Origin of the sequence: Flaviramulus sp. BrNp1-15 (assembly GCF_022259695.1) — a bacterium.
Classification (GTDB): Bacteria; Bacteroidota; Bacteroidia; order Flavobacteriales; family Flavobacteriaceae; genus BrNp1-15.
In genome coordinates, this window is record NZ_CP092099.1 from 1,747,898 (window position 1) to 1,772,850 (window position 24,953).

General features: G+C 32.4%; 15 protein-coding genes and 2 tRNA genes. 9 read left to right on the forward strand and 8 right to left on the reverse strand.

Annotated features, from left to right (window positions below; all coding sequences use genetic code 11):
- Positions 1 to 104 precede the first annotated feature (104 nt).
- From MBM09_RS07745 to MBM09_RS07755, 3 genes are all read left to right on the forward strand, one after another.
- Positions 105 to 2,153, forward strand: a complete 2,049-nt coding sequence (locus MBM09_RS07745; RefSeq protein ID WP_238676280.1) for an HD family phosphohydrolase — start codon at positions 105 to 107, stop codon at positions 2,151 to 2,153.
- Positions 2,154 to 2,247: 94 nt separating this feature from the next.
- A tRNA-Ser gene (locus MBM09_RS07750) sits at positions 2,248 to 2,331 on the forward strand.
- Positions 2,332 to 2,353: 22 nt separating this feature from the next.
- Positions 2,354 to 2,428: transfer RNA gene (locus MBM09_RS07755), tRNA-Pro, on the forward strand.
- Positions 2,429 to 2,508: 80 nt separating this feature from the next.
- Here the strand turns inward: MBM09_RS07755 and MBM09_RS07760 are convergent.
- The 6 genes from MBM09_RS07760 to MBM09_RS07785 all read right to left on the reverse strand — a co-directional run bounded on the left by MBM09_RS07760 (position 2,509) and on the right by MBM09_RS07785 (position 13,317).
- Positions 2,509 to 3,714, reverse strand: a complete 1,206-nt coding sequence (locus tag MBM09_RS07760; protein ID WP_238676281.1) for a glycoside hydrolase family 27 protein — start codon at positions 3,712 to 3,714, stop codon at positions 2,509 to 2,511.
- A 97-nt stretch (positions 3,715 to 3,811) separates the two neighbouring features.
- Positions 3,812 to 6,310: a glycan-binding surface protein gene (locus tag MBM09_RS07765; RefSeq protein ID WP_238676282.1), complete on the reverse strand. Its 2,499-nt coding sequence runs from the start codon at positions 6,308 to 6,310 to the stop codon at positions 3,812 to 3,814.
- Positions 6,311 to 6,357: 47 nt separating this feature from the next.
- Positions 6,358 to 7,449 (reverse strand): hypothetical protein, encoded by a 1,092-nt coding sequence (locus tag MBM09_RS07770; RefSeq protein ID WP_238676283.1) that lies wholly within the window; start codon positions 7,447 to 7,449, stop codon positions 6,358 to 6,360.
- Positions 7,450 to 7,464: 15 nt separating this feature from the next.
- Positions 7,465 to 9,045: a RagB/SusD family nutrient uptake outer membrane protein gene (locus MBM09_RS07775; RefSeq protein WP_238676284.1), complete on the reverse strand. Its 1,581-nt coding sequence runs from the start codon at positions 9,043 to 9,045 to the stop codon at positions 7,465 to 7,467.
- A 19-nt stretch (positions 9,046 to 9,064) separates the two neighbouring features.
- The gene (locus MBM09_RS07780; protein ID WP_238676285.1) at positions 9,065 to 12,193 is read right to left on the reverse strand and encodes a TonB-dependent receptor; all 3,129 of its coding nucleotides are present in this window, start codon (positions 12,191 to 12,193) and stop codon (positions 9,065 to 9,067) included.
- A 245-nt stretch (positions 12,194 to 12,438) separates the two neighbouring features.
- Positions 12,439 to 13,317, reverse strand: coding sequence for an AraC family transcriptional regulator (locus MBM09_RS07785; protein WP_238676286.1), 879 nt, complete (start codon positions 13,315 to 13,317; stop codon positions 12,439 to 12,441).
- A gap of 301 nt (positions 13,318 to 13,618) precedes the next feature.
- Here MBM09_RS07785 and MBM09_RS07790 point away from each other — a divergent pair, with 301 nt between their 5' ends.
- The 6 genes from MBM09_RS07790 to MBM09_RS07815 all read left to right on the forward strand — a co-directional run bounded on the left by MBM09_RS07790 (position 13,619) and on the right by MBM09_RS07815 (position 21,737).
- Positions 13,619 to 14,620 (forward strand): glycoside hydrolase family 26 protein, encoded by a 1,002-nt coding sequence (locus tag MBM09_RS07790; RefSeq protein WP_238676287.1) that lies wholly within the window; start codon positions 13,619 to 13,621, stop codon positions 14,618 to 14,620.
- 13 nt (positions 14,621 to 14,633) lie between these two features.
- Positions 14,634 to 16,469, forward strand: a complete 1,836-nt coding sequence (locus MBM09_RS07795) for a sodium:solute symporter family protein (protein WP_238676288.1) — start codon at positions 14,634 to 14,636, stop codon at positions 16,467 to 16,469.
- A gap of 72 nt (positions 16,470 to 16,541) precedes the next feature.
- Entirely contained in the window at positions 16,542 to 17,663 is a 1,122-nt protein-coding gene (locus MBM09_RS07800) for a glycosidase (protein ID WP_370569726.1), read from the forward strand.
- Positions 17,663 to 18,844: an AGE family epimerase/isomerase gene (locus MBM09_RS07805; RefSeq protein ID WP_238676290.1), complete on the forward strand. Its 1,182-nt coding sequence runs from the start codon at positions 17,663 to 17,665 to the stop codon at positions 18,842 to 18,844. The genes MBM09_RS07800 and MBM09_RS07805 overlap by 1 nt, the downstream gene beginning before the upstream one ends.
- A 3-nt stretch (positions 18,845 to 18,847) precedes the next feature.
- On the forward strand, positions 18,848 to 20,407 hold the full coding sequence (locus MBM09_RS07810; protein ID WP_238676291.1) for a glycosyl hydrolase: 1,560 nt from the start codon (positions 18,848 to 18,850) through the stop codon (positions 20,405 to 20,407).
- Between the two features lie 7 nt (positions 20,408 to 20,414).
- Entirely contained in the window at positions 20,415 to 21,737 is a 1,323-nt protein-coding gene (locus MBM09_RS07815; protein WP_238676292.1) for a beta-mannanase, read from the forward strand.
- On the opposite strand, the gene MBM09_RS07820 is transcribed toward MBM09_RS07815, so the two are convergent.
- Both MBM09_RS07820 and bglX read right to left on the reverse strand, forming a co-directional pair.
- Positions 21,734 to 22,645 (reverse strand): hypothetical protein, encoded by a 912-nt coding sequence (locus MBM09_RS07820; protein WP_238676293.1) that lies wholly within the window; start codon positions 22,643 to 22,645, stop codon positions 21,734 to 21,736. The two genes, MBM09_RS07815 and MBM09_RS07820, sit on opposite strands and share 4 nt — an antisense overlap.
- 8 nt (positions 22,646 to 22,653) lie before the next feature.
- A complete protein-coding gene (gene bglX / locus MBM09_RS07825) occupies positions 22,654 to 24,933 on the reverse strand; it encodes a beta-glucosidase BglX (protein WP_238676294.1) in 2,280 nt (759 codons plus the stop codon).
- Between the last annotated feature and the right edge of the window lie 20 nt (positions 24,934 to 24,953).

The following is a 24,953-nucleotide window of genomic DNA, read 5'->3' on the forward strand; positions in this document are numbered from 1 at the left end:
CTGCGAAAATAATGATTTTTTAATAGAAATTTGAAGGATTCCTTTATTATAAAAAATGGTAGAAGCTTATAATTTTATTACATTTGATTTACTTAATTTATTAAATGAAAGACTTTATAAATAAACTTTACAGAAACCACTCCTTAATTTATAAAGGCTTATTGTTTATATCTACCACGTTTTTAATTGTGTATTTATTCCCAAAAAGTGGAAAATTTAAATATAATTTTGAAAGAGGTAAACCATGGCAATCTGAAAATTTACAAGCACCGTTTGATTTTGCTATTAAAAAAACAGATGCAGAAATTGATTCTGAAAAAAAAGAATTAGTTAATAAAATACCTTTATATTTTGACTTAGATAATAAAGTAAAAAACTCTGTAGAAAGCGCTTATGAAACTCAATTTAGAAACGCTTTCTCAGATTCTATTTCTAATCGAGTTTATAATAATTTATTTAAAGTAGGAAAAAATATTATCTCAGAGTTGTATGAGTTTGGGATTTTAAGCGAGAACTACGATTTTCAGAAAGATAGATCAGTATCGATACTTGATGGTAGAGAAAAGGTAAAAGATGGTTTTTATTCAAATTTAATTCAGCAAGATGAGGTATCATCAAAAATTGATAAAATCTTATCTGATAACAATTATACAAGTTTTAAAACCAACTTTGTTTCTTTGTTTTTTGATCTAATAGAACCCAATATCACCTATAACAAGTCGTTTACAGACAAAGTATTGGAAGATGAATTAGCGAAAATTTCACATACACGAGGTAGTATTGCAGAAGAAACCTTAATCGTTTCTAAAGGAGAGGTTGTTGATGGTGAAACGTATCAGATTTTAAAATCTTTACAATCTGAATACGAATCACAGGTTTGGAGCAAATCAAATTATGTTTGGGTTGTTTTTGCTTATACCTTATTGGTAGCTTTAGCTTTACTTATGTTGCTTTTATTTTTAAGGAAATATAGGGTTTCTGTATTTGAAAATAATACTAAAGTCACTTTTATATTCTTTAACATAGCATTATTAATATTTATAACCACTTTGGTTGTTAATTACAATTCGAAATATATTTATATTGTTCCTATTTGTATTTTGCCTTTAGTCTTTAAAGCCTTTTTCGATGCTAGATTAGGGCTTTTTGCACATGTGCTTACTGTACTTTTAATAGGTTTTATTGTGCCAAATAGTTATGAGTATATGTTTCTGCAAATTATTGCAGGAATTGTAACTATTTTAACGGTTTCAGAGTTATACAAGCGTGCAAATTTATTTATTTCAGTTGGGCAAATAACACTTATTTATATTATAGCTTACTTTGCTTTTTTTGTAATTCATGAAGGAAGTGTAGAAGAGCTTAAATGGGAAACCTTTATATGGTTTATTCTTTGTGGTTTAGCAACTTTATTTGTACAGCCATTAATTTACATTTATGAAAAACTTTTTGGGTTAGTTTCTGATGTATCACTATTGGAATTATCTGATACTAATTCAAAATTACTTAAAGAACTCTCAAATAAAGCACCGGGTACTTTTCACCATTCACTTAATGTGGCCAATTTAGCCGAAGCTTGTGCAAACGAAATTGGTGCCAATGCTATGTTAGTTAGGGTAGGAGCATTGTATCATGACATTGGAAAAATGAAAAATCCAACGTTATTCACCGAGAATCAATCTACGGGTATTAACCCACATGATGAATTATCTTCTCATGAGAGTGCTAGAATAATTATAGATCATGTAATTAGTGGAATTGAGATAGCTAGGAAAAATAATTTACCAGACAGAGTTATTGATTTTATTAGAACTCATCACGGAACAAGCATTGTATATTATTTTTATATGCAAGAAAAAAAGGATTATCCAGAAGTAGATAAGCAAGACTTTAGTTATCCAGGGCCAAAACCATTTAGTAAAGAAACTGCTATTTTAATGATGAGTGATAGTATTGAAGCTGCTTCTAAAAGTTTAAAAGAGCCAACTTCTACAAAAATTGAAGCATTTGTTGAAAATATTATAAATAAACAAATTGAAGATGGTCAATTCTTAAATGCAAATATTACTTTTAAAGAAATTCAATCCATTAAAAAAGTGCTAAAGAGCAAGCTTGCAAATATTTACCATTTAAGAATAGAATACCCAGAATAAAATTTATAAAAAAATAAATAAAATAGTTGCGTTCTTGTAGAGGATGAATTACATTTGCAACCGCAATTTTATTGCAGAAGTTCTTATTATAATAGGAGAGGTGCCAGAGTGGTAATGGAGCAGATTGCTAATCTGTCAGCGCGTAAGTGCTGCCCGGGTTCGAGTCCCGGTCTCTCCGCAATTAAAATGATAACCAAAATCGGGGTGTAGCGTAGCCCGGTTATCGCGCCGCGTTTGGGACGCGGAGGTCGCAGGTTCGAATCCTGCCACCCCGACTTTAAATCATAAAAAAGCCTGAAAATTTTAATTTTCAGGCTTTTTTTATAAAATTGATTTTTATATGATATAAACTTATTTATATTTTTTCTAGTCTAACCATTAAAACGTCATGTGTACCTATTGTAGCTTGAAGATTTTTTGATGTATCTCCTAAGTTTTTGTGATTATACAAATCTCTTATTTTAAAATTGGTATTTTTCATATCAACATATTTTCCATTTAAATCATCACTAATATTATGTTTTTTCCAATCATGATTAATGTTTACTGGAGAATCAGTCATATTTATAAAAGTCATTGCCCAAGCATCATTTTCAAGAGGTTTTAACCAAATTTCTATATTGTTTTCGTTGGTAAAACGAAACCCTTGAATACCTAATTTATCTTGATTTACAGCAATAACTTCTTTATTAGTTAATGTTTTTATAGTTTCTTTTGTAGCTGTTCTTAAATCGTTACCCATAATTAGTGGTGACGCTAACATGCTCCACATAGCAAAATGGCTTCTGTCTTCGGCATCGGTCATTCCATTTCCTACCTCCATCATATCAAAATCATTCCAATGTCCTGGTCCAGCAACTTTACGAATATCTTTTCTCATATTGATTATTTTCCAAATACCAGAGGAAGACCAACTACCGTGACCAACTTCGCAATCCCAACAATTAATAATGTCTCCAGTTACTCGCCATAGATGACCTATATTTTTTGCCCATTTCCAAGGTTCATTATCACCCCATTCACAAATACTGAATACAACAGGTCTTTTAGCATTATATAAAGCATCTCTCATCGTAATATATGCGCTTTCTGCATTTATTTTACCAGTATTACACCAATCGTATTTTAAATAGTCTACATCCCACGAAGCATATGCAAGCGCATCTTGATACTCAAAACCACGGCTTCCTGGGTAACCAGCACAAGTTTTGGAGCCCGCACAGTTGTATAGCCCAAATTTTAACCCTTTAGAATGGATATATTCTGCAAGCGCTTTCATTCCACTAGGGAATTTCTCAGGGTCTGCAATCAAATTCCCATTTCCATCCCGTTCTTTAGCCATCCAACCATCATCTAGTACGATATATTCGTAACCGGCTTCTTTTAATCCCAGTTCTACAAACTTATCGGCAATGTCTTTAACTAATTGTTCATTTATGTTTGTTGCAAAAGTATTCCAGCTGTTCCAACCTAAAGGTGGAGTTTTTGCTAATCCATCAAACTTTTGTGCAAAAAGATTAAATGAAAATAATAGTAATAGTAGTAGAGTTGTTTTTTTCATTGTTTATATTTTAAATAACCCCTGTTAGTAAGCTAACAGGGGTATATACAAGACTTAATTGTTTAGTGGTTAAATTAAATCTAAGATTTTATTTACTTTAATTCGCCTCAAAACGAACATTGTCAATTGCAAAGTTTAAAAGTACATCAGCACCTTCAAATGCCATTCCAAATTCACTATCAACCAAACTAAAATCAGGAACACCTAATAATGAGCAAGGTATAGTAACAGTTGTCCAACCACCGTCTGTATCAAAAGCTTCACCGGTGTCATTCCATGGTGCCCAATCGTAAAAAGCATCCACACCATCAGCATCATTAAAACGAATTCTGAATGCACCAGCAGTTAGTGGCTCTAATGTGTATATATCAAATTTCAGTGAATAAGCTGAAACATTAGCACCAACAGTAGCGGCACCATTAAAAGTGCTAGCATCATTTCTCCAGAACAAATCTTGCCAACCAGTACCACCTGTTTGGAAGTTTGCTCTACCATATTGACTACCATCTAAAGTAATGGAGGGATCATTTTCTACTCCAACATTACCCCACCATGGACCGTTAGCATCCCAATCAAAAAACACTAAATCTGTATCTGCAACAGGATCTGGACCACCACAACCAGGTGTGTCGAAACGTACGTTATCTATAGCAAAGTTTAGTAATATATCAGCACCTTCAAATGCCATTCCGAATTCGCTGTCAACCAAGCTGAAGTCTGGTTGGCCTAAAACAGATAATGGAATTTCAATTGTTTCCCAACCATCAGTAGAAAAAGGTTCACCAGTATCATTCCAAGGAGCCCAATCGTAAAAAGCATCTACACCATCAGCATCATTGAAACGAATTCTAAATGCTCCAGCTGCTATAGGTTCAATAATATTGATGTCAAATTTTAAAGCGTATTCAGTCAAATTTGCTCCTACAACAGAAGCTCCATTAAAAGTGCTTGGATCATTTCTCCAGAATAAATCTTGCCAACCAGTGCCACCTGTTTGGAAGTTGGCTCTACCATAGGCACTACCGTCAATACTTAAAGATGCGGTATTTTCAACTGCGACATTACCCCACCATGGTCCGTTAGCATCCCAATCAAAGAAAACTAATGCAGGGTCACCAACTTCACACAATCCACCTTCACCTGTATCTATGCCTAAAACACTAACTAATGCATCGGGTATTAAAACTCTATTTATTTCATGTAGAATACCATTTGTAGCACCAATATTGGTTGTTACAATACCAGATGGGATTGCATCTTCAAAAGATGGTATTAATCGAGGTGAATCACCAGATAAATCTGGAGTAATTGTGTCTCCATAAAGCATCGTTATTGCTTCACCATCAGATAATCCACTGGCCATTAAGCTACCAGCGTAAACATGATATTGTAATAATTCACTTAAAGCTGCTATTTCTTCAGGAGTATCAAAGTCATCCAAACTTTCAAAGTTATTTATTGTTGCAAATAAGGCAACAAAAGCATCATTGTTTGGGGTGAAAATTGTTAATTCTTCAGTAGATATTGTTTCGGTTAATCCTGCTTTTTCTACTGCCGCTAAAAAAGACGTAAACCCTCTATCGTTAGCTCTTTCAACTAAGTTAAGTGTAGCTCCTAAAACAGATTGAAAAACACCTTCTGGGAGTAAAACCTTATCAATTCCATGAACAATACCGTTTACACCTTGAATATCTGTTAAACTAATACCAGAATTATTGTATGAAGCATCGTCTATTAATGTACCGCTTATTGAAAATGATTCGCCTTGCATTGTAGCTTGAGTAGTTCCATCTATTTCTGCTGATAAAACATTAGAACCAGAAACTACATGATACAATAAAACCTGTTGAAGAACATCTGTAGGGATATCTGCTAAAGTTTCCCAGCCAAAAGCTCCATTAAGTTCTATCATTAAACCTTCAAAAGCTGTGTTGTTTGGAGCAAATAATGTAAAAGGGTAATTATCGTTTGAAGGATCTGATTCGATAAGAGCATCTGTTAAACCAGATAGTTCAATAGCTTCTGCTAATGTTGAATAATCTGGATTTGCATTTACATGATCTATAATTGTTGGAGGTAGTAATATGCCATCAACACCATGAACAATGCCATTAGTAGCTCCTTTATCATATGCTCCGTCAACTAAAGCTCCCATACCATTCAATGTAATATCTCCACTTGTATTAGTGTAAAAACTTAAGTTTAGTCCATCTGGACCTGTAGCTAGAGATGTTAAATATCCAGTTTCCATAGTTGATGCAAAATCTGGAGTAACAGTACTTAAAACATGGTTTAAAAGTACATTTGAGAGTTGATCATCTGTAAGTGTAGAAATATCTACACCTGAAAATGCATTATCATTAGGTGCAAAAACAGTGTAGGTTGTTGTTGTGCTTAAAACATCATCTAAACCAACTTGAGTTAATGCAGACGATAACGTAGAGAATTCAGAATCTGCAGCTAAAATTTCTGAAATATTTTGTGGGTTTTCACTAAGTTGTTGATTTAATACATCATCATCATCTTTACATGATGACACTATAAATGACAACACTAGAATGCATATAAATCTATATAATATTTTGGTTGTTTTCATTATAATTTTTTTTTATTATTAGGTTGAATTTTCATCTGTTTATAATTTTATAAGAATCCAAAATCATCTACGTAGAAAATATACTGTGCTTGACCTGTATTAGAAGATTCTTGAAAATCTAATCTAAATATTGTGTCTGGTTCTCCACCATTAGGATAAAAATCACTTAAAGGTATAACGAATTTAGTCCATTGTCCAGGAACTAGTACTAACTGTTGATGAGAAGCAGAACCATCAAAATCATTTATAGCTAGTGTTACAGAGTCGCCAGGTGCACCAGTTCCATAAATAGAAACGGTTATTGAATCATATTCATCAAAAGCAATGTTTGGAGGTAAAAAAGTTAATCCTGACCAGCCTTCTCTAACACTTTGAATAGAGTATTGTCCTAAAGCAGGATCTGTTGCTTGTACATCAAATGTACCGCCCCATTGGCTCATCGACCAATCTGGATTTAAGGCATCAATAAATATTGAATAATTAAACCCATAAGAATCAGATTGAACTACAGCACCTCGTGTAGTTGCAAGAAATATAAACGCTTGTTCAACACCTGCCGGAACAGCAGCAACAACTGTAGTTTCAGAGATTGATAAAATCTCAGCAGGTCTTTCAACTAAATCGCCATTTTCCTCAGATCCACTAACAAAAGTTACTGTTTCTGTATCAGTAAAATCTCCTCCAATTAAATTTACTACCTTAACGCCGTCAATTGTATCTTCAGTAAATTCTTCGATTGTTAATAGCGAAAAATCATAATCAGTATAACCTACAGCATTTGCAATTCTTAGAATATTGCTTTGGCCCACATAAGGAGCATCTTCAGGAATTCTTATAAAAATTAAATTATCTGTTCCTAAAGCTGGAGCTATTGAAGCAGGATAACCATTAATAGTCACTGATGTAATTGTGCCTAAGTTTTCGCCACGAACAATGTAAGTGTTTTCTAAAACGCCTTGAGTTACTGGAACATCTTCTCTTGCCTCACTCACACTTTTAATAACAGGAGGGAGAACGTTTGAATTTGGTGTTTTGTCACTGTCAAACTCATTTTCACAGGAAGTAAAAGACAGTAACGTTATTAATACTAAAAAGAATCTTGAAGCATTCTTTTTAATAGAATTAATATTATTTTTCATATTACACATTTTTTATTAATTAAAACCATCATAAGGAACTGGAGCTTCTAACAATGCAGGATTGTTTTGAGTTTCAGTTGTTGGATAAGGAAACAATAAATCATCTACACTAGCATCAAAAAATTCTGAATTTAAAACTGCAGGTGTTACACTACTATCAAAAGTACCTCTATCTGTATTACTTAAAAAATCTATTGCAAAGCTTGGACCCTGACGGACTATATCATACCAAAATTCAAACTCAAAAGCTAATTCAATTCTTCTTTCTTGGAAAACATCATCTAAAGTAGGACTTGCTATTTCATCTAATCCTGCTCTACGTCTAATTTTGTTGAATGATTCTATACCTCTTGCTGCAGGACCACCACCTTTTAGGGCTGCTTCTGCATGTATTAATAATAGATCTCCGTATCTTAAAATATAAGTATTGTTTGAAGTTGTTGTTTGCCCACTTCCATCATCTCTGGCTACGGCGTCATTACTTCCCACTACATATTTTTTTAATCCATGTCCTGAACCTTGGAAGTCAACATTATCAGGAACTGTATAACCGCCATTTAAATCTGGATATTCAGCACCAGGTTCTGTAATTGTGGCATAGTATCTTAAATCACCGTCTTCATAAGCTTCTAATAAATCTGGAGAAGGACCAATTGCAGACCAGCCATCTGAACCTCCAGTAAAACCACCGCCAGGACCAAATAAAGATTGTATGCCGTTACCTTCTGCATATCTACTTGAGCTTGTCCATTGTAAGGCAAAAATAGATTCAGGGTTGTTATCATTCTCAGGAGTAAATAAATCATAATAACTACCTGATGGATCTCCATCTTCAGCATCACCTCCGAATAATCTAAATTCTCCAGAAGTTATTACTTCGTCTGCCATTTGGTATGCCATCGGATAATTTTCTTCATATAAATAAACTTTAGCAAGCATAGCCTTAGCAGATCCACTTGAAACTTTTCCATTTTCATCAAAATTTGCACCTCTAATTTTCTGATAACAATTTTCTATAGCATATTCTAAATCTAATCTGATAAACTTATAAATATCTTCCACTAAATTTCGTGGAACTACTGGTTCTAGTACAAAATCATTATTATCTGCAATAATAGGAACAGAACCAAATATCCTTACCAAATAAAAGTAAGCTGTAGCTCTTATAAATCTAGCCTCTCCAACTGCATTATTAACTACAGCAAGAGGAATTTCAGGGCCAGCAGCATCAGGTAATGTGTTTATTACAAAATTAGATTGCCCAATTACAGCATATAAAGATTCCCAAGCTTGAGTTAAAGTACTGTGGTTACCATTTATAGCAAAGTTTGTAAAATCTGCATTTCTTGGATCCCATGTACGTCCGTTACCTGAACTTAGTTCTCCTATACACCAAATGGTATTCGTATTAAAGTTAAACCAAGGTGCAGCATATAAGGCATTTGTAGCTACCTCTACCTGCTCAATTGTTTGATAAAATTCATCAACATTATATGAATCTTCTGGTGGTCTATCTAAAAAATCTTCACCACAAGAAGCTAGTGTTAGCGCAAATACTAAGATAAGTATCAATTTTTTTTCAAATAAATTTTTCATTATTTCTCTTTTTAATTTTTTAAAATTCAACATTAACACCTAAAGTATATGTTCTAGGTGAGGGATAACGACCAGCATCAATTCCTGTTAGAAGTGTATTTTGGTTGTATGACCCTATTTCTGGATCATATCCTGAGTAGTTTGTAAAAGTGTATAAGTTTTGAATACTACCGTATATTTTTAGCTTACCGATACCAATTTTTTCAGATAATTTAGAGTCTAAAGTGTAACCTAATGTTACATTCTGTATTCTAAGGTAAGAACCGTCTTCAACATATCTATCAGAAACATCTATATTTCTCGTATCATTTCTCGCTAATCTTGGAGAACTTGCATCTGGATTATCAACTGACCAATAGTCTAATACTGAGTTTAACTGATTTGTATAAGTTCTGTTACCGGCAGTAAGTAATCTACCAATTCCGTTAAACACATCATTTCCATATGAACCTTGTAAAAATACTGATAAATCAAAATTTTTGTAATTAAATGAGTTTTGAAAACCAAACGTAAAGTCTGGATGTGGATTTCCAATTACGGTTCTATCATTATCATCAATTACACCATCATTATTTTGATCTTTATATTTAATATCGCCTAACCAAGTAGTAGCAAAAAGTGCGTCTTCAAATGGTCTACCATATTGAATAGCGGCACCTTCAAAATCATCAACTGATCTGAACAAGCCCTCAACTTCAAGTCCGTAAAATAAGCCTAGAGGTTCACCTGGTCTTGTGATGGTTATATTTTGTTCACCATCATAATTAATATTCATAGTTCCGTTAATCTGTGTAACGTTATCTAAGCTTCTTACTTTGTTTTTGTAGTGTGATACAGTAAGTGAGGAATTCCAAGAGAAATTTTCGCTAGATGTATTGTAACTTAAAGTAACATCTATACCTTTATTTTCCATTTCTCCTAAATTCACCCAAGGTGCTTGAATTGCACCAAATGCACTACCGCCAGTAATAAAATCGGTAGCTGCATACTGGTATAAGAAATCTTTAGACACTTTATTGTACAATTCTATTGTTGCACTTAAGCTAGAGTCAAATAAAGAAAAATCTAATCCAAAGTTTGTTTGTACAGAGGATTCCCAAACCAAATCTGGATTTGGAAAATTAAATTGTAAAAAACCTGTTCCTAAGCCTGTATTCACAGTAGTTAATCTAGAGCCATAAGCAAAACCAGGGATATTTTGGTTTCCTACTTCACCATAACCACCGTAAATTTTTATATTTTGTATGGCATTGAAATCACTCATAAAATCTTCATTTGACATTTTCCAAGCTGCCGAAACAGAAGGAAAATACCCCCATTTATTACCAGCGGCAAAGTTTGAAGAACCATCAGCTCTTAATGACGCAGTCAAACTATATTTATTATCAAAAGAATAAATTAACCTTCCAAAATAAGATTCTAGTGCAGAACTTCCTTTATACTGTGTATTGTTATCATCTGCATCACCAGTACCTAAAATTGGCACTTCATTTCCAACAAAATCACCATCTGTTGATGTTGAACCTCCCCAGCTAGATTCTTGTGCCTCTGCTCCTAACATTACGGTAAGATCATGCTTTTCATTGAATGTATTATTATAGGTTAAAAAGTTTTTTATGATCCAGTAATCATTTTGTCGGTTTGTGATACTTAATGTATTTGCACCAGCTGGAATAGCACCATAACTATAACTCGGAGTAAATCTATCTTGTAATTCAGTACCAAATGAACCACCAAATTCTGTTCTATGCGTAATATTTTCAGAAATTTTAAATTCAGCATATATATTACCTAAAATTGAATTTTTTCTCAATTTATTTCTAAGACTTAAAGCTTCTGCAATTGGGTTTCTTAATGCAAAAGCCACCTCGTCTGGAGTTACAGGACCAGCAAACGAGCCATCTAAATTATAAACGGGTATTGATGGATTATTCAAAAGTGATAAACCAATAATACCATCACTTCTTCCATTTAAAGTTAATTTTTCATCTGTTCTACTAGCAGTAATGTTTACCCCAAAATTTATTCTATCACTTAATTTTGAATTAATATTTGCTCTAATAGTAGATCTATTGAAATCTGATCCTATAACAGTACCATCCTGATTAACGTGACCAGCAGAGACAAAATAATTAGTACCTTCTTTTCCTCCAGAAAACGATATTTGATGACTTTCCATTAAAGCATTTTCAAAAATTTCTTCTTGCCAATTAGTTCCTCGTCCCAGTAACTCAGGTCTTAGATACTCTACAACTTCATTTAAACCATAGATATCGTTAATTGCATTTTGTAATCTTGCATATCCTGGTAAATCTAAAACTTCAATTTTGTTAGTAGGTTCTTGGATGGCTATAAAAGAATCATATGAGATTACAGCTTTTCCTTTTTTTCCTCTTTTGGTTGTAACAATAACAACACCATTTGAACCTCTAGAACCATAAATAGCCGTAGCAGATGCATCCTTTAAAATATTAATAGATTCAATATCATTCGGATTTAATGATGATAGTGGGCTTGTACCCCCTTGAGAGTCAGGATCACCTATTGAGCCTGCATCTCCAGAAACTGGCACACCATCTATAATATATAGAGGTTCACTAGATCCGGAAATGGAGTTAACACCACGTATTCTAACAGATACCGAACTACCTGGTTGTCCAGAGTTTGTAGTGATACTTACACCAGCAGCTCTACCTTGCATCATTTGGTCTATACTAACCTGTGGAATTGTTTCCAGTTGTTCCGTATCAACAGATGCTACAGAACCACTAATATCTTCTTTAAGTTGTGACCCATAACCAATTACTATAACTTCGTTTAAGCTTTCTAAGCTTTCAGTGAGAGAAATATTGATTGTTGATCTGCCATTAATATTTACCTCTTGAGTTGTAAAACCCAAATAGCTAAAAACTAAAGTTGCGTTTTCATTTGCAGAAATAGAATAATTTCCGTCAAAATCACTCACAACTCCATTGCTGGTACCTTTTTCAAGTATATTTACTCCTGGAAGGGCTAATCCATTAGAGTCAGTTATAACCCCTTTAACTTGAATTTGAGCTAAGGCAATTTGACTAACCATAAAAAACATTAATACAGGCAAATAACGTTTTGCACAAATATTAATGTTCTTAAAAATTGTTTTTTGCATGTCTTTTTGTGTTAGTTGAATTAATTGATAATTTGAGCTTAATTATTTTGTGAGATACATAATTAAACCAGTAGTTTTTTGTTAATATCAAAATTAAAGCAATTGTTAAATTAAGGTTAATATTATTTTGTCAATTGCTAATGAAATTTTTTCGATTAAATGACTCTTAGGGGGATAATATTAAATGGAGTCCTTAAATAGCTGCTATTGAGGTAGGGAAAAGAAACAATTTTAATAAGAGAAAACTATAGTATTCTTTTTATGCCAGAAAAGTCATTTTTGTATTGGCTAGGTGTGCATTTTTTTGATTTTTTAAAAACTCTATTAAAATTGGCTATATTGTTAAAACCACAGTTAAAAGCAATTTCAGAAATAGTGATGTCTTTTTCTATTAACCGAATAGCTGCATGACCAATTCTTACATCATTAACATAGTCAACAAAAGTTTTTCCGGTTCTTTTTTTCATGAACCTATTAAAAGAAACTTGACTCATATTTACAAGGTCTGAAGCTTCTGCTAGAGTAATTTTTTTATCGTAATTTTCTTGAACGTACTCGTATATTTTCTTGATTTTGTCGCTATTCTCAAAACTATCTCTATTTATAGTGTAGCTGGAGAGAAGTCTTTGGTTTCTGGAGTTTGCAAGATCATGCAGTATAGAAACTAGTTCTAGAAAATAGTCCATACCATCTAGCTTTGAAACTTGAGCAAGACGTTCGTATAATTCAGAACTTATTTTTTTAGAAAATAAAATCCCATGTATAGATCGGTCAAACATATCTTTAATAGGTTTCATTATCTTTCTAGAAAGCAATTCATTATTAAATAAATGTTCATCAAACTGGATAGTAATTTCTCTCATCTCTTGCCCTTTATTATTGTTGTTCAACCAACCATGATGTAAGTTGGGACCAACCAAAACGAGTTCTATGTCATCTATCTCTTCAATACTGTCGCCAATGACTCTATTAACCCCTTTGCCATTATGGATAAAATTAAGCTCGTATTCTGGATGAAAATGAACTGGAAAGTCAAATTCTTCTTTAACTCTATCAAAAACCAAAAAGCTATCTTCAGGAGATAAAGGAGTTATTTCTCTATGTACTTTGTTTAATATACTCATTTTTGTTGCAATTATAGTTTATAATAATGATAAAATAATATCATAGTTATAATTTGTATAATTATTAATTTTGAATTTAATAAAATTGAGACCGCTAAATTATATATTTTGTATTTTAAATGGTATAAAATTACCAAAAAACTACGATTGAATGCAAGAACACCATAAATTTTTAAATTTTAAAAAGTATGTAACCACTATATTAATAGTGCTTATTTTTACTTCGCTTAACTCTTGTAAGCCTTTTTATAATTCAGTTTACGAAAAACCTCAATTGGTTGATAGTAAACCGTCAAAACAATTGAAAAAGCTACACAAAAAATTATTTTACATTTCCAAGAACGGTTTCGCTATAGGGCATCAAGATGCTACCTCTTATGGAATTGGATGGAAAGAAGTAGACTATCCAAATACTATAAAAAGTGATGTGAATGATATAGTTGGAGATTTTCCTGCGGTTTATGGTTTTGATATAGGAAGAATTGAACATGGTCATAATAAAAATTTAGATGGTGTACCTTTTGAAACTATGCGTAAACTAATGATTGATGCATATAAGAAAGGTGGGGTTATTACCGTGAGTTGGCATGCAGACAATCCTACAACTGGAGGAGATTCTTGGGATAAAACACCTGCAGTTAAGGACATTATTGAAAATGGAAAACATAGAGAGAAATATATACTTTGGCTAGACCGAGTTGCCACTTTTTTAAAATCTGTAAAATATAAAGGCAAGAAAGTGCCAATCATCTTCAGACCTTTTCATGAAATGAATGGAGCTTGGTTTTGGTGGGGTGATCCAAATTGTACAGCTTCAGAATATGTTCAATTGTGGCAAGAAACCGTTAATTATTTAAAAAATAAGCATAAATTACACAGCTTAATTTATGCTTATTCGCCAAATAAGTTAAATCCTAATGATGATTACATGAAGTATTATCCTGGTGACAATTATGTTGATTTTTTTGGAATTGATATTTACGATTTTAATAACTCTGAAGATTATAAAACATCTGTTGTAAACGATTTAAAAATTGTTAGAAGTATAGCAACATCAAAAAATAAATTATACGCTTTTACAGAAACTGGTTTAGAGGCAATTCCAAACAATAAATGGTTTACAGATGTTGTATATCCAAGTATTGAAAATACAGGAATAGCGTATATTTTATTTTGGAGAAATTACACAAAAAAACATCATTATATGCCATATAAAACACATGTAAGTGAAGATGACTTCAAAAAGTTTGAAAAATTCCCAAAAACACTTTTCCTAAAAGATATTAATAGTATTACAGACTAACTTAAACCAACTTATGAATTTATTACATACCGTAGATATTTTAATAATTGCACTTTATTTAATTACCATAATAGTAATAGGTTTGGTGCTCAGAAAAAAAGCACAACGAAGTAAAGACGATTATTTATTGGGGGGTAAGTCTATTCCTTGGTATATGTTGGGGCTTTCAAATGCCTCTGGAATGTTTGATATTTCTGGAACCATATGGTTGGTTACATTAATGTTTGTTTATGGTATTAAAAGTGCTTGGATACCTTGGCTATGGCCAGTATTTAATCAAATCTTCTTAATGGTTTACTTATCAAAATGGTTGAGACGATCTAACGCTACAACCGGTGCAGAGTGGATAGGTACACGATTTGGATTTGGAAAAGGGGCGAAGCTATCACATATAATTGTTGTTGTTTTTGCTTTAGTGGTGTGCTTAGGTTATTTAGCTTACGGCTTTATAGGTTTAGGGAAGTTCGTAGAAATATTCATGCCTTGGGAGTTTGTTAGTAATTATATTCCTTTCGATATACCCTTAGAATATGTTCCTCATTTTTATGGAACAATCTTTACGCTATTTGCTGTGTTTTATTCATTACTGGGAGGAATGTCTGGTATTGTTTGGGCAGATGTTGTACAGTTTACAATCATGACAATTGCTGCATTAGTAATTGGTTATTTAGGTTGGCAAGCAGTTGGTGCTTCAAATTTAAATGTACCTGATGGATGGATGAATCCGTTTATAGGTGAGTTAAGCATGGACTGGACTGAAATTATTCCAGAAGTTAATCAAAAAATTAAAGATGATGGGTTTGGTATTTTCAGCATATTCTTATTTATGATGCTGTTTAAAGGTGTATTAGTAAGTGTTGCAGGTCCTGCGCCAACTTACGATATGCAAAAAATACTCTCAACTAAATCACCGGCAGAAGCTTCTAAAATGAGTGGTTTTGTTTCGGTTATTTTAATGCCAATTCGTTATTTAATGATTGCAGGTTTCGCTGCATTGGCATTAATTTATTATGAGAAATTGGATTTATTAAATGCAGCTGGAAATATAGATTTTGAATTGATACTTCCAACAGCTATAAAAACTTTTGTACCCGTTGGTTTATTAGGATTGCTTTTAGCAGGATTAATTGCTGCGTTTATGTCAACTTTTGCAGGAACATTAAATGCTGCACAAGCGTATTTGGTAAACGATATTTATTTAAAATATGTTAAACCAGATGCAAAAACCAATCAGGTTAAAAACATGAATTACCTAACAGGACTAGTTGTAGTTATAATAAGTATAGTTCTTGGCTTTTTTGCAGAAGATGTTAATTCGGTTTTAAATATTATAGTATCAGTGCTTTATGGTAGTTATGTGGGGGCTAATATTTTAAAATGGCACTGGTGGCGTTTTAATGGTGAAGGTTTTTTCTGGGGTATGGTTGCTGGTTTAATAGCAGCTTATTTTGCACCAATGTTATTTCCAGATACGAACGAACTCTATTTATTCCCAATATTATTAGTGGTTTCATTAATAGGAAGTATTGTAGGTACATATTCTGCTCCACCAACAGAAGAAGCTGTTCTAAAAACATTTTATAAAAATGTAAGACCATGGGGCTTTTGGAAACCAATAAATGACAAATTAGTTGCTGAAGACCCTAACTTCAAAAAGAATAAAGATTTTGGTAGAGATATGTTTAATGTGGTTGTGGGTATTGTTGCCCAAACGGTGTTAGTAATTCTACCAATGTACATAATATTCAGACAAAGTATGCCAATATATATATCACTTGCTATCTTGGTAGTTAGTGTGCTATTGTTGAAAAAATACTGGTGGAATAAATTAGAAGAGAAATTAGATTAACCAAAAATTAAAAATAAATTGTACAAAGTAGTTTCACATATAGATAAGGTAAAGGAACAGTATTCCAAATTAATTAATAAAAGGAATAAACCAGTTTCTAAAACTAATGGTGTTTTTAAAAGATTTAAAAACCCTGTTGTAACTTCAGAACATATTCCTATTCATTGGAGATATGATTTAAATCCTCAAACAAATCCTAATGCTCTAGAACGTATTGGCTTTAATGCAGCGTTTAATGCAGGTGCGATGAAGTGGAATGACGCCTACCTTATATGTGTTCGCGTTGAAGGTAATGATAGAAAATCATTCTTTGCTATAGCAGAAAGCCCTAATGGTATTGATGGTTTTGAGTTTTGGGACAAACCATGTGTAATACCTCAAATTAAAGGTAACCCAGACACCAATGCATACGATATGCGTCTTATAAATCATGAAGATGGTTGGATTTATGGTGTTTTTTGTACCGAGCGAAAAGATCCAAATGTACCTGTGGAAGATACAAGTAGTGCCATTGCAAATGCAGGCATTGTAAGAACAAAAGACTTAATTAATTGGGAACGCTTGCCAGATTTAATTTCAAACTCTGGTCAACAACGCAATGTGGTACTTCATCCAGAATTTGTAAATGGTAAGTATGCTGTTTATACAAGACCTCAAGATGGATTTATAAGTGTAGGCTCTGGCGGCGGTATTGGATTAGGCTACATAGATGATATGGAAAACCCAATTGTAAAAGATGAAAAAATCATATTTGGTAAAACCTACCATACTATATATGAACTTAAAAATGGTTTAGGTCCAGCACCAATAAAAACCGAAAAAGGTTGGTTGCATCTTGCACATGGAGTAAGAAATACAGCAGCAGGATTGCGTTATACACTTTATATGTTTATGACAGATTTAAATGATATCTCAAAAGTAACATATAAACCAGGAGGCCATTTTATGGCGCCTGAAAATGATGAACGGGTAGGAGATGTGTCAAATGTGTTATTCTCTAACGGCTGGATAGCAAATTGTGATGGAAAAGTTTATATCTATTATGCCTCATCAGATACCAGAATGCATGTTGCAACATCAACTATTGAAAAATTAGTTGATTATTGCATGAATACTCCAGAAGATAAATACACTTCTGCAGGTTCTGTTGAAACAATTATAAATCTTATTGATAAAAACAAAGGGCTTTATTAATGACTGATGCTTATACTGAACTTAAATCAGAACTTAATTCTGAATTAAAAAACATATTAAGCTATTGGGTTAAAAATACTTTAGATGATGAGTATGGGGGTTTTGTTGGTAAAATAAATCATTACAACAAAATTATACCAAAAGCATCAAAAGGTATAATTCTAAACACTCGTATTCTTTGGTCGTTTTCAGCAGCGTCAAATTATTTGAAAACTAATGAATATGAATTGATTTGTGAAAGAGCTTTTAATTATTTGAAAGATAATTTTAAAGACAACAAATATAAAGGTGTTTATTGGGAGCTAGATTACAAAGGAAACCCTTTAAATATACGTAAACAAGTTTATGCACAAGCTTTCACTATTTATGCATTGTCTGAATATTACATGTTCACTAAAAATGAGGAGGCAAAAAATTGGGCAATAGAAATTTTTGAACTGTTAGAAAAATACGCCAAAGACGAACTTAATCTTGGCTACTTCGAAGCATTTAATGAAGATTGGTCGCCTATTGAAGACATGCGCTTAAGTGATAAAGATATGAATGCCTCTAAAACCATGAATACACATCTTCATGTTTTAGAAGCCTATACATCACTGTTGCTGATTTATGATAGTGAAAACTTAAAAAAATCGCTTAAACAATTAGTAGAATTGTTTTTTGATAATTTTTTAAATGATAAAAACCATTATGAATTATTTTTTAATGATGAGTGGCAGTTGTTAAGTAACACAGTGTCTTATGGTCATGATATTGAAGCGGCATGGTTAATTATTGATGCTGCAAAACTACTTAATGATGAAGTATTGTTAAATAAAGCAAACACTTTAGCGGTTGTAGTTGCTGATACTTTTTTAAATGAAGCCATAGATAAAGATGGAGCAGTATTAAATGAAAAAAATATAACAACAAATCATGTTGATACTGATAGACATTGGTGGCCACAAGTTGAAGCATTAATAGGTTTAAATTATGTATTTAAGTTAAGTCCAGATCAAGATTATTTAGAGACTTCAATAAAAATATGGGAATACACAAAAAAGCATTTGATAGATTACAAAAATGGAGAATGGTTTTTTAGAGTATCAAAAAAAGGAAAAGTATATAAAGAAGAAGACAAAGTAAGTATGTGGAAAGCACCATATCACACATCACGAGCTTGTATTAAATTAAATATTTAGACTATGAAAAATTTAAAAAAAATATTAAGTGTTTTATGTATTGCTGTAACTATTTATAGCTGTTCAAAAGATTCACCAGAAGATCCAGTTGATCAAGAACCATCAAAAAGTAACGTTAGTATTTCAACTTCAACAAATATAGTTACAGAACCTTCAGCAAATGGTTCGTTTTTAGTTACACTAAGTAAAGCAGTAAATGCATCAACAAAAGTTAATTATACTATAACAGGAACAGCAACTAATAGTGAAGATTATGAAACATTAAGCAATAGTATAACTATACCAGCAAATTCATTATCGGGAGTTATCGCTATTAATGTTTTAGATGATAATATTTCTGAAGATAATGAAACCATAATCATAACACTTACAAGTACAGATAATGATGATGTTGTAGTTAATTCTGCAAAAACAGCTACTATAACAATTTCAAGTAATACGGAGTCATTTACTTTAACCCCAGAAGACACAGCTACTTATATGGTTAATCCAAATGCTACAGACGAAACCATAGCGCTATTTTATAATTTAAAAACACTATCTAAAACCAATTTTATAGTAGGTCAACAAGATGCATTTGCCGGTTTTTACAATAATAATACTGGTGATTCTGATATTAAAAAAACAACAGGTAGCGATCCTGGATTATTAGGGTCAGATTTTATGTTTATTACAGATGATAATAATGATGGTACACCTGCAAATTGGTTTTATCAACAAGAACAAATTATTACAGGAGATGCAGTAGAAGCATACAATAAAGGTATGGTAAATATTTTTGCTTGGCATTTAAGAGAACCTTATGAAGGAGATCATTTTTATACTTCTGAAATGACAGATTTTCAAAAACAAAATGCTTTCAAGAGTATTTTACCTGGAGGAAGTAATCATGACTATTATAAAGACAAGTTGCAAGTAGTTGCAGATGTTGCAAATAGTATGGTTGGTAACGATGGTAAATTAGTGCCTTTTATTTTTAGACCTTTTCATGAATTTGATGGCGATTGGTTTTGGTGGGGAGCATCATGGTGTACAGCTCAAGAATTTATTGAGTTATGGCGTTTTACAGTAGAATATTTAAGAGATACATTAAATGTAAATAATATGCTTTTTGCATTTTCTCCTGATAGAAGTTATAGTTCTGAAGCACAATATTTAAGTAGATACCCAGGTGATGCTTATGTAGATGTTTTAGGAATGGATAATTATGGAGACTTGAATAATATGGGACAATCTGGAGTAGATTCAGCTAATCAAAAATTACAAATAATAGATAAACTTGCTAAAGAAAAAGTAAAAATAGCTGCATTTACTGAAACAGGTTATTTTGTTACTCCAGGAGAAAATAATCCTATTTCTGGTTTTTATGCTAATAATTTATATCAAACAATTACTAATAATGATATAGAGATGGCTTTTATGATGTTTTGGACTAATTCACAGAACACTTATGTAACTCCTGTTCCTAGTTTGTCTAGCGCATCAGATTTTATTGAGTTTACCGATAAGCCAAAAACATTATTGCAAGACGAGTTACCAGACATGTATACCTTACCAAACTAATTTTATTATGAAAATAAACAAGTTAATATATATTATAGTTTTAGCCTTAATTTTTTCAGGTTGTAAAAGTGCACAGTACAAAAAAACAGATCGAAGTGTAGATATTGAGCAAATTACCATAGAAGATTCCAAGTTTATGAAAGGCGATAAACCTTATTATTTTGTTGGAGCAAACTATTGGTATGGTCCATTAATTGGTGCAAAAAATATAGGTGACCGAGAGCGCTTAATTAAGGAGTTAGATTTAATGAAATCTGTTGGAATAGATAATTTACGAATTTTAGTTGGAGCTGAAGGTGATGGCGGAGATTCTAGAGTGCATCCTGCTTTACAGCCAGAACAAGGTGTTTATAACGAAGATTTATTGGATGGTTTAGATTTTATGATGGCAGAAATGCGCAAAAGAAATATGTATGCGGTTTTATATCTTAATAACAATTGGATTTGGTCTGGCGGAATGAGTGAATATTTAAAATGGAATGGTTACGGAGAAGTTCCCAATCCGTTTTTAGAACAATATTCATGGGATGAGTATATGAACTACACCAAACAATTTCATAGTTGCGAACCATGTAAAGAAGCATATTACGACCACCTTAAATTTATTATTGGAAGAACAAATACTTACACAGGTTTAAAATATACTGATGACCATACAGTAATGTCTTGGCAAGTAGCAAACGAACCTAGAGTTTTGGTGTCACCAGATCATGAAGAAGCTTTTGCAGGTTGGTTAAATAAAACCGTAGCTTTAATTAAAGAGTTAGACCCAAATCACCTGGTGTCTACAGGAACCGAAGGGAAACATGGGTTTTTACAAGACATGGATATGTTTGAAAGATTACACACCAATAAAAACATAGATTATCTAGCAATGCATATGTGGCCAAAAAATTGGGGTTGGTATGATATTAATAATGAAAAAGAAACTACGCAATTATCTATTAAAAATGCATACGCATATATGGATGAACATATTGTGGTGGCAAAAAGAATGAATAAACCTATTGTGATGTCAGAATTTGGTTTTCCAAGAGAGAAAGAAAGCTTGTCTTTAGATGCATCAGTTGAAAATAGGGATGTGTTTTATAAAGCTATTGCAGATAGAATTATTGAAAGTTCAATAAATAAAGGTGTTCTAGCCGGTTTGAATTTTTGGGGCTTTGCAGGATATGCTAAAACTAATCCTAGCACCAATGGTAAATGGATTCACGGTGATGATTTTAGTGCAGATCCACCACAAGAACCCCAAGGCTTAAATTCTGTTTTTGCATCAGATGTTTCAACCTTAGAGATTATTAAACAAGCTAATAACAGTATAACTGATTAATCATCAAAAAACTCGTAATTATATACTAAAATATCTTTTGTGCCATTCTCAAGGTCTAATGTGTATTTCTTGAAAATTAATCTATTACTATCGTATTCAAATTCAGTTTCAATTTTTTGTTGACCAAAAGGGAAAATACTATTTAGAATAGTTTTAGTTACATTACCATCTAAATCATATTGATATGAAGTGTTTATTTCTTGAACTCCCATAGGATATCTAGATATAATTTTAAATTGTTGAATAAGCCCTTTATCATTTAACACATAGGTTTTGCTTGATTCAAAATCACGATTATAATATGTGTTATTAGAAATAAACATGTCTCCTTTTTCATTATACCCACTAACATAAATAGAAGGTGTATCGCCTTCAGTATTAAGGCTTGTAGCTTTTAAACCGTTGTAATGTGTAATTCTGCTAAGGGTTTTATTACCTGTTATTCTATCTTTAGTGTAAGTACTTTTTTTTACTAAATTATTTACATTGTCATAATCATATAGTATTATGTAATCTAATTTACTAAATGTGTTTGATTTATTTGATGACGTTTCCTTAATTAGGTTTCCATAGTCACCATAATTATATTCAGCAAGATGATCAATATTATTATTTGGGACTTTAGATTTTGCGTTTTGAAATTGTTTAGGTAAGGAACTGGTTAGGTTTTTAATAGATGTTTTATTGTAAACCAATCTGCCTTCTTTATCAAACTTACTAATGGTAATAATTTCTCCGTTCTTTTTAATTATTCCATTTTTGTGTTTTGTAATAGTAAGCCCTGAAACACCAAGTTTCTTTCTTAATGCTTCCTCTTTTTCTTTTTTTATCGTTTCAGGACTTATCACAGTTTGAGCGTTGACAACAAAACCGGTAAAAATTATAAAGAAAAAGAGAAAGCGTTTCATTTAAGTTATTATTTCAATTCAAAACCTGCTTCTAGAGTTGCTGTAGAACTTCCACCTACAAAAACCTTAAAATCACCAGGTTCAACTATGTAATCGCCTTGGTTATTGTAGAAACCTAATGTTTCATTGTTTAATGCGAAATTAATAGTCTTAGTTTCTCCCGCTTTTAACTCAACTAATTCAAAACCTTTTAATTCTCTAACAGGTCTTGTTACACTTCCTACAAGGTCTCTAATGTATAATTGTACAACTTCTTTTCCGTCAATATTGCTTGTGTTTGTTACATTAACAGAAACATTTACCTCGCTTCCAGTTTTAAATGATGTTCCATTAAGATTTAAGTTAGAATATTCAAAAGTTGAATAACTTAAACCGTAACCAAATGGGTATAATGGTGTTTTTTCAGAATCAATATAATGAGACCAAAATACATTATTGTCTTTATCAGTAGGTCTTCCTGTATTTTTATAATTGTAATAAATAGGTACTTGACCAACATGTCTAGGAAACGTCATAGGTAGTTTTCCGCTAGGGTTATAATCTCCATATAGAACTTGTGCAACTGCGTTTCCAGTTTGAGTACCTAATTGCCACGCTTCTACAATAGCAGGAATATGTTCATCTGCCCAACTAACTGCTAAAGGACGTCCATTGTTTAATACCAAAACAATGTTTTTATTTACTTTGTAAACTGCTTCTAATAATTCTTGTTGTACTCCTGGTAATTGCAAGTTCGTTCTGCTTCTTGCTTCGCCACTCTGGAAGCCGTGTTCTCCTAAAACCATAACAACAACATCTGATTGTTTTGCAACTTTTATAGCTTCAGCAAAATCACTTTTATCAGTTTCATTAATAATAACTTCATGAACAAACCCTGCATTTCCAACAAATAAATCAGCTCCCTTAGCATAAGTTAATTTGTTTCCTTTATAAGCTTGCATTCCTTCTAAAACAGATACAGCAGTATTATCGTCAGAACCTATTCTCCAGCTTCCAAGAGGACTATTTTTATCGTTAGCTAGGGCTCCAATTAATGCTATTTTTTGACCTTCTTTTTTTAGAGGAAGCAAATTGTTGTCATTTTTTAGTAGCACTATTGATTTCTTTGCCATATCTAAAACAGCATCAAGATGTTTTGTACTTCCTATAACTGTTTTTTCGCGTTCTTCATCACAATATTTGTAAGGATCATCAAATAAGCCCAATTCGAATTTAACTCTTAAAATTCTTCTTGCAGCGTCATCAATTAATGATTCTTCAACCTCTCCAGACTTTACTAAATCTACTAAATGATTAATATAGGCGTTAGACTCCATATCTAAATCTGAACCAGCAATTGCAGCTTTTTTAGCAGCATCTTTTAAATCTTTTGCGTGTCCCCAGTCAACCATTTCACGAATTGAGGCCCAATCTGATACAACAAAACCATCAAAATTCCATTTACCTTTTAAAATATCGCGTTGTAAAAACTTATCTCCAGTTGCTGGCACACCATTTAAATCGTTAAACGAATTCATAAATGTTTTTACGCCAGCATCTTTAGCAGCTTTAAAAGGAGGTAATACGTAATTATATAGGGTGGAAGTTCCAATATCTACAGTATTATATTCTTTACCTGCTTCGGTAAACCCATAAGCAGCAAAATGTTTTGCGCAAGCAGCAATGGTATTTACAGCAGATAAATCTTCACCTTGAAAACCAGTAACACGTGCAACAGCTATTTTACTACCTAAAAAAGGATCTTCGCCAGCACCTTCCATAACACGTCCCCAACGTGCATCTCTAGAGATGTCTACCATTGGTGCAAATGTCCAGTTTACACCAACCGCAGAAGCTTCTGCTGCTGCTACACTTGCCGATTTTTTTATAGCTTCTAAATCCCAACTTGCTGATTCTGCTAGTGGAATAGGGGCCAAAGTTTTGTAACCATGTATAACATCTGAACCAATAATTAAAGGAATGCCTAAACGCGATTCTTCAACTATAATTTTTTGGAGCGCTCTTACATTTTCAACGCCTCTAACATTTAACATAGAACCCACATAGCCTTTTCTTAAATCTTCATATTTCTTTTCTGCATTTCCACCTTCTGGAGCAGGACCAGTGACATTCCAAAATCCATTGTATTGGTTCATTTGACCCACTTTTTCTTCAATAGTCATTATTGATAATAGTGAATCAATTTTTTGTTCAATGTTTTGGTTTTTAGTGTTTGAAGTTTGACTTTGTATGTTTTGACAGCTTATAAAAGCAAATAATAAAGTCCCTAATAATGCTATTTTTTTCATATGTAATATTTATTTTTTTA